At 49.9% G+C, this 6953-nt stretch carries 9 protein-coding genes and 1 pseudogene; 5 read left to right on the top strand and 5 right to left on the bottom strand.

The window, feature by feature from the left end; translation table 11 throughout:
- Window positions 1–258, top strand: a 258-nt coding sequence (locus APU11_RS03770; RefSeq protein ID WP_060578320.1) for a DUF305 domain-containing protein, incomplete at its 5' end; no start/stop codon positions are given.
- A gap of 185 nt (window positions 259–443) precedes the next feature.
- On the opposite strand, the gene APU11_RS03775 is transcribed toward APU11_RS03770, so the two are convergent.
- The 5 genes from APU11_RS03775 to vapB form a co-directional block, all read right to left on the bottom strand.
- Entirely contained in the window at window positions 444–1352 is a 909-nt protein-coding gene (locus tag APU11_RS03775) for an HNH endonuclease (protein ID WP_032662179.1), read from the bottom strand.
- 546 nt (window positions 1353–1898) lie between these two features.
- Window positions 1899–2921 carry a helicase UvrD gene (locus tag APU11_RS03780; protein ID WP_032662174.1) on the bottom strand — a complete coding sequence of 341 codons (1023 nt, stop codon included), beginning with the start codon at window positions 2919–2921 and terminating at the stop codon, window positions 1899–1901.
- Window positions 2906–4468, bottom strand: a complete 1563-nt coding sequence (locus tag APU11_RS03785; RefSeq protein WP_032662171.1) for an AAA family ATPase — start codon at window positions 4466–4468, stop codon at window positions 2906–2908. The genes APU11_RS03780 and APU11_RS03785 overlap by 16 nt, the downstream gene beginning before the upstream one ends.
- A gap of 73 nt (window positions 4469–4541) precedes the next feature.
- Window positions 4542–4952: a PIN domain-containing protein gene (locus APU11_RS03790; protein ID WP_032662169.1), complete on the bottom strand. Its 411-nt coding sequence runs from the start codon at window positions 4950–4952 to the stop codon at window positions 4542–4544.
- Window positions 4949–5179, bottom strand: coding sequence for a type II toxin-antitoxin system VapB family antitoxin (gene vapB / locus APU11_RS03795; protein WP_032662167.1), 231 nt, complete (start codon window positions 5177–5179; stop codon window positions 4949–4951). The genes APU11_RS03790 and vapB overlap by 4 nt, the downstream gene beginning before the upstream one ends.
- Here vapB and APU11_RS29150 point away from each other — a divergent pair.
- The 4 genes and pseudogenes from APU11_RS29150 to APU11_RS03810 all read left to right on the top strand — a co-directional run.
- Window positions 5136–5419 (top strand): annotated as a pseudogene (locus tag APU11_RS29150) (hypothetical protein); the annotation flags it as partial. The gene vapB and the pseudogene APU11_RS29150 sit on opposite strands and share 44 nt — an antisense overlap.
- Before the next feature lie 301 nt (window positions 5420–5720).
- On the top strand, window positions 5721–6011 hold the full coding sequence (locus APU11_RS03800; RefSeq protein ID WP_013087126.1) for a hypothetical protein: 291 nt from the start codon (window positions 5721–5723) through the stop codon (window positions 6009–6011).
- Between the two features lie 130 nt (window positions 6012–6141).
- Window positions 6142–6672, top strand: a complete 531-nt coding sequence (locus APU11_RS03805; RefSeq protein WP_013087127.1) for a hypothetical protein — start codon at window positions 6142–6144, stop codon at window positions 6670–6672.
- An 18-nt stretch (window positions 6673–6690) separates the two neighbouring features.
- Window positions 6691–6953, top strand: a 263-nt coding sequence (locus tag APU11_RS03810; RefSeq protein WP_157849604.1) for a tyrosine-type recombinase/integrase, incomplete at its 3' end; no start/stop codon positions are given.

Raw genomic sequence — 6953 nt, forward strand, 5'->3', positions numbered from 1 at the left:
ACCCGGGATTCGTCACAGGAATATATGGCTGGCATGAAAGACATGCATGACAAAATGATGGCTGCCGTAAATGAATCCGATCCCGACAAGGCTTTTGCGAAAGGCATGGTAGCGCACCATGAAGGGGCAATAGCAATGGCTGAGACCGAGCTAAAATACGGAAAAGATCCGGAAATGAGAAAGCTCGCACAGGACATCATTAAAGCTCAAAAAGGTGAAATTGAGCAGATGAATAAATGGCTTGATAGTCAAAAGTAAACATTGCAGAAATGTCACGACAAGCGTGATTTTACATCGCTCCTGGGCACGGGAGTCTGTTAATCTTTATATAATTCAAACCCGATTAATTTCGGGTTTTGTATTTTCACGCGCCAAATCGGTAACTACCAGGAAATAATGACCGTCTCTGCAAGCAAGGTAAAAGCATTACTATTGAATAACACTCACCTGTTCTCACCTTTATAATAGCGAATCAAATCCTCCAGAGATATATCGATAGCTACCTGTTTTAATAACTCCTTTCTCTCATTATATATTTTCTCAAGCATTTCTTCATATCCCTGGCCGAGGTGAATTTGCTTATGGCAATTGCAACACAGCGATATTATATTTTCTTCGACGTCAAGCGAAGTGTTAAAATCATCCTGCATGGACATAGGTACAATGTGATGAGGTTCAGTATAATTCAGGGAAGAGTTACGCCTTCTGAAGGTTGGGTGTTCACCATCGACTTCACATCTGTAACCTGCTTTGTTCAGTGCATTTTTCGAAACCCCTTTATTTCTTGGGTACGAGACGCCATTTTTTACTTCAATTGCATGTTTCTTTGGTTTAGCTTCCCCTGTATATTCAAATGCCTGGGCGATATCAAATGTATTATTCGCTTCCATGGCGTTGATCAACTCATCGTCTGAGTAATACTCATTGATGGTTATTTCTTCCACACCAAATAAATCCAGCTCTTTAATTGCCTGAACAAGTTCATCACGAATAGTCCATAAGTATCTTTTTGGTTTTTCACCGGTTTCTTTACTCTTCATGACTGTAATGAATTTTGTGCCAGGTGCTATATTCCCGATCCCTTTAACTTCAAACCTTCCTAGCTCTTTTTGAACTCTACCACCGAGCCCGTTAATAACGCCATTAGCACTCATACTGTGCTGGTCGTACTTTTTGCCTATATCAAAACATGTGCAGGAATGATTTGGTTCAATATACCATTTTTTTAACGCCTCAATACTTTTAGAGTCAAAAACCTTTTCATTCATTAACAGATTTTTCCATTCTTCCACACTGATATCAATGTCGCAGACGTACTCCCCGTCAATTACCTGGCAAATCTTATAGATCACGATCTATCCCCCCTGTAATAAAAAAATCATCACAATACACAGTCCGTTACCCGGTATGAGTGCAGTCAGGTAACATCTGCAGTATGCCATATTTTCAGCTCTGGTAAATCAGAAAAACCATTGTCATGGCATCTCAAATTAAATTATTTCTGAAATTACTAAACTTCAGCATCCATCACCGACTATACCATGTTTTCTGTCTGGCCCAGATATAATGGACAGTTAGTTCCGCTCATTATCCGCGATGATGAAATAGTCTCCGGCCAACAAAACCGTACAATGTTTTCAATGACCTGCACTTTTAACTGAACAAGTGAAAAACCATTCAGAACTTAAAATGTTAACAATAATTTCATGCTGGCGTGTATGCCACATTATTCACATTTTGCGAATGAAAATAACTGGCATAATTGAATTTAATGATAATGTTACATATTGTCAGCCAGGTTCCGGAAAGCGAGAACCGGAACCGCACCTGTCCAGCCGGTATTTCCGTCGATGACCCTCGCTTTTTACTGATTTGTGCCCGACTGAGAAATCGGTAACTCAGTTTCGGAATCGGCGCAGATGAGTTTCCGGAACAAAATAAATGTTGCCGCGCGCCCGTGAGCATGCCACGTACAGCCTGTTACGGGACGATGGTGGAAGGGCTGCCAGTTCCTGACGGGTCAGAAGCTTCCAGTGGGCGGGCCCCATCACAATGCAGACATCCTGAAAGTGATCGAGCCCTTTGCTGACGCCCCAGTTCATGGAATAGCAGCCGTAACGGTGATGCTCACGATAGAAGAGCTTAATCACCGTATTATCGGCGTGCAGGGCGGCTGTGCGCTCTGCATCTGTGATCGTTTCAATCAGGGTGGCATGTATCCCATGGGCAGCGATACGGATGTTCAGTTGCCCGGTGATAAACTCGCACACCGAAGTCGAGCAACGCCATGTTCGGTTGAGCGTGTTACGGTCAACCATGAAACCTGCTGCGGCGAAGCGGGCCTCATATCGCGTAATGTCATCGTGCAGCGCTGAATTAACGTTGCCGTCACGGCTTGTATCAAAGGTATGCTGATAAAAATCACCGCAACACAGCACAGTGATTTCCGCACGGCAGAGCTCCAGCAGAAAATCAAAGTCATGTCCGGCAAAGTCCTGGACTTCATCGACAAGCAGTTCATCGTAGTAACGGGCAAGCCGGGTACGGATATCCGGCAGCAGCCCCCGGGCTGTCAGCAAGTGTGCGAGCCTCCGGTGATATAGCCGTCCGGCGGGATCCTGATAATGCCGGGCATTCGTGCGCGGTATTCCGGGAGGGGGTCGGTCGAAGCTCAGGCCACGCGATGCCAGCCGCTCCTGCAGGAAAGGCCGGAAGCAAAAACCGTGCAGAAACTCAAACCAGGTCATCACCCTGATCCCGTCCGGGATAAAGCCAAAACGTCTGATAATCTGCGCCCGCAGATGCGCTTCATTATTCACGGTGAAGGTCAGGATCAGCGTTCTCCGGTCCTCACTCAACCGCCGTATCAGCAGCGTGGTCTTGCCCGAGCCGGCAACCGCAAATATCACTCTCTTATCCATGCCAGTGCCTCCTGAATATAATCAGGTACCGTCAGCTCTTCGGCGTGCAGCTGTAACAGCCGGAATGCTGCTTCTGCCTTATTGGCCAGCATGTATTCCTGCACCGTGAGTGTTCGGCGGGTTCCGCGGAAAAGCGCGTCACACAGAGCAGCGTTATCCTGATACAGGCAGATTTCAAATGTGGATCGGGTGTTGTCGCGATCAGCAAATGCCCGGGTGCGGGAACACAGCACGTCAGCATAGCGTTCATCGCAGTTTTGCTGATAGTTTCCGTCATTATCACGAAGGGCCGCGACGCGATTTTCCAGAAGACGGGCCAGTTCAAGATAACGACGGAAACTCGTTCCGCCGATAGCGATGATGTGAACCCCGTCATCCTCCGGCGCCCTGCCATACAGGCGGCGATAAAAGGCCTCAATCAGAATAAACTCAGCATCCCCCTCCACGAGCAGTGCACGTCTGGCTAGCGCAAATTCCAGCACGTTATTATCCGGTGCTTTCATGAAGAAGGCGGCAGTCTCAGCGGAAAGTTCATTCATCAGTACCGGCCGGGTAGATCCGAGGAGGATTGCCTTACGTAGATCGAGGCGGGAGGAGATATGGCTGCTGTGTGTGGCAATAAACACCTGCGTCTGCCGTTCAGTGGCAAGCTGATTAACCAGCCTCTTCATACTGACATGGCTGAGATGATTCTCCGGCTCCTCAAGCAACAGTGCGTGGAGCTCTCCCTGCTGCTGATGCCGCTGCAGCGCAAACTCTGTTTTGATGAAGCACTGCCTTCCTTTTCCACGGTGACGAATGGAAATACCGTCCTCGGTAATGTCCAGATTCGCCTCAAGACCTGATTTAGCACCGGAACGCACGCCAAACTGATACGTTTCCAGCGTGTCGTTTATGGCTGACAGATGCCGGGTGCAGAAGAGCATTTTCTGTTGCCGGTAACTGTTTTCAAGCCGGTAACGATCGGCCACCGGCACATTGACGCTGTAAACTGTGCGCGTATATTCCTGTGCGGCGTGCTCGTTATCGATGCGTGCACTGTCTAACAGCAGATGGCGCAGATAGCGTCTGAAGCCGGCGAAATGACCACCGGAGAAGGTGCTGAACCGCACGGAATAGTATTCATAGGGAAAATTATCGGGATCCTGCTGTAGTACATTGTGAATATCCTGACCGTATTCCTCCGTCATTGGTGCAATGCGCATTCTGAGTCCATCCGCATCGATACCCGCCAGATTTTGCCTGCCGTTCAGGTCAGGATCTCCCCCATTACTCAGGAAAACGTCAGCTGTCAGCACGGGTAACAGCTCGGCGCGGCGCTCACCTTCCTGAAAATGCCTGACTGCTGACTGGGACAGGAGCGATTCCACACCCAATGCCTCGACCCGGTGCCGGCTGTCACTCAGCACAAGGTCAAGGGCCAGCAGAATCGTGCTTTTCCCGGACTCGTTGTCACCGACCAGAATGTTACGGTCATGAGTGAAGCGCAGATCCAGTTCCGGAAACTTTTTAAAGTTTTGCAGCATAAGCCGCGTGATCAGAGGCATCTTTTATTCCTTTATATACCGCTGACTGAAAGAGTGTCCGGCAGCGCCAGACCGCCTGTTTTGTATTACAGCGTTATCTTACCCAGTCTTCCAGCACCAGACCCGGCACCCGCTCAAATTCCCGCACATTATTGGTCACCAGCACGGCACCGGCGGCGATGGCGTGCCCGGCGATCGCCGTGTCGTTCGGCCCGATCGGCGTGCCGGCGAGGCGCAGCGCCACCTTAATTTCCGTGGTCGCGTCCACCGCGGTACGGTCCCAGGGCAGGATGGCATCAAGGCGGGCAGCGAAGGCGTCAGCCAGCTTCTGTGCGGCTGGTCCTGCTTCCTGTGATGCCAGTGACACTTCGGCCCAGGTGATGGCCGAAACCACAATGCGGTGACCCCGCAGCACCGCCTGCTCCAGGCGCTTCAGGACGGCTTCCGGCTGCTCGCGCATGATGAACGAGCAGATGTTGGTGTCGAGCATATACATTTTGTTCACAGGTTAACCCGTCCTTCGTCGCTGACAACGTCCCCGCGCTCAGCCATAAAGTCCGGGTCAGCTTTTTCGAGCTCCAGGAACGAGCCCCAGGTCGGCCGGACGGGACGCAGAATAATGCTGTCCCCTTCCCGGACGATCTCCAGCTCGCTCACCCCCTCAAAATCCAGATCGCGGGGCAGGCGGATGGCGCGGTTGTTGCCGTTTTTGAAAATAGATACGGTTCTCATGATTTTTCTCCCGGGTAAGTATGGATATGTGATGCATATCCGGAATGAGGTTCATTGCACCGGGTGTGTGCATATGTTCAGTATAGGCAGATGTTCGGCATATGTATATATAGAGCATATGCAGATGGTGAGTATATGCGTATGCCATACCTATGCAGATGTCAGGCATATGGATATGCTTTGCATATCCTTTCTTTTCACTTTTCCCGGTCAGATCCGAAAAAAGGTAGTTCCGGATCACGGCGATTTTCTGCGCTGATTTGTGAAACGAAAATTAAAAATGTGCTACACTTTAAGTAGTTAGATAACTTTCACCCTCTCCGCATCAGACCGACCTGACGAGTAAATCCTGTTAATCTGTTCATCATCGCTTCCGAAAACTTTGCTATTATGAATTTTTCGGAAGTCAAAAAGAGTGAGATCCGGTAATTGCGGGCGGTGACTGTTATTCTGCTAATCACTGCGGGCGGGCAACGGAATGTTCTGCTGGCGATGATAAATAAATAGAACTAATAGATATTAAATAATAAGGAAGTTGATTATGAATATGAAAATTACACTGAGTGTTTTATTTGAGGCTCTCATAATCCTTGGGCATGACAGAGTCTGGATGGAAGAATCGGAGTTTGAGCACATATACGGATACGGCTGCTACCGTGAGATACACACTTGGGACGATCGCACAGTTGCCTGGTGGGATGATGCTGATGACACATGGTATCTGTCCACAGAAGTCGATGTGATAACTCCTTTCCTTGGCCCTCTCCCAAAGAAAGAAGGAGAGCTCTCCGAGGAAAAATGCTTCCAGTTAATGACTCTTGGTCGCTACTGATAGCCGACAGCAGCATTTAATGAGTGGTCGGCTGGACACCCTCTGGCGGCCACATGTCACTCGATAGTGTAGTCCGGCGGGATTTCTCCCTGAAGATGATCCAGACATTAACGTAAAGGATACAGGAACGATGTGTAAACTGACCGGTTTTATAATGGGGCTGACGATCCTGCTGGGTGTGACTGCACGGGATGCAGGGGCGGCAACGCTCAGTGAAATGCGGATGGTTAATGCCAGTCAGAAACCCGGGATGGTGATTATCTGCAGCCGGACCTCGGAGATTCCGCAGAAAGGTGAATCCCCCGTTCGTATAGAAAGTCTCCTCAGGGGCGTGGTACTGCAGAACGACGGTGATCGCATGATGTTTGACGTGACCTATACACAGCGAAACGCTGAAGAGAGTATTCCTTTTCGTACGGAAAAATACCGGCTGACCACTGAGCTGGAAGCCACCCGCCAGAAAATGGCCATCGATCCTGAGACGATAGAACTATCGCTTCCGCGTGCCCGCGGTCTTGAAGAAACTTTTCTCGCGGGGATGAAAGCAAGCCCGGTTTCGTTTGAAGATTACACCAATTACCGTGTCAAATCTGCTACCGAGTATCTGATCCTGCCGGGTCCGGCATCCCCGGATGCACCGGTGATGCACTGCACACTCTAATGACAATGGTGACATAACATGATGCCAGCACTGCCAGGCCATAGCGGGGCTTTTTCCTCTGCTCAGCTGCCGGTGGCCATCGATTACCCGGCCGCGCTGGCACTGCGCCAGATGGCGCTCGTTCAGGACGAACTGCCGAAATACCTGCTGGCGCCGGAAGTGAGCGCCCTGCTCCACTACGTGCCCGATCTTCACCGTAAGATGCTGCTGACCACCCTGTGGAACACCGGCGCCCGTATTAACGAAGCACTGGCCCTGACCCTGTCCCTTATACACCCCTG

The organism is Enterobacter sp. 50793107 (assembly GCF_001463365.1).
Lineage (GTDB): Bacteria > Pseudomonadota > Gammaproteobacteria > Enterobacterales > Enterobacteriaceae > Enterobacter > Enterobacter cloacae.

Coding starts and splice junctions, on each gene's coding strand:
- APU11_RS03785 (WP_032662171.1), bottom strand. CDS start 4,468: ATGCCTCTGATCACGCGGCTTATGCTGCAAAACTTTAAAAAGTTTCCG.
- APU11_RS03805 (WP_013087127.1), top strand. CDS start 6,142: ATGTGTAAACTGACCGGTTTTATAATGGGGCTGACGATCCTGCTGGGT.
- vapB (WP_032662167.1), bottom strand. CDS start 5,179: ATGAGAACCGTATCTATTTTCAAAAACGGCAACAACCGCGCCATCCGC.
- APU11_RS03800 (WP_013087126.1), top strand. CDS start 5,721: ATGAATATGAAAATTACACTGAGTGTTTTATTTGAGGCTCTCATAATC.
- APU11_RS03780 (WP_032662174.1), bottom strand. CDS start 2,921: ATGGATAAGAGAGTGATATTTGCGGTTGCCGGCTCGGGCAAGACCACG.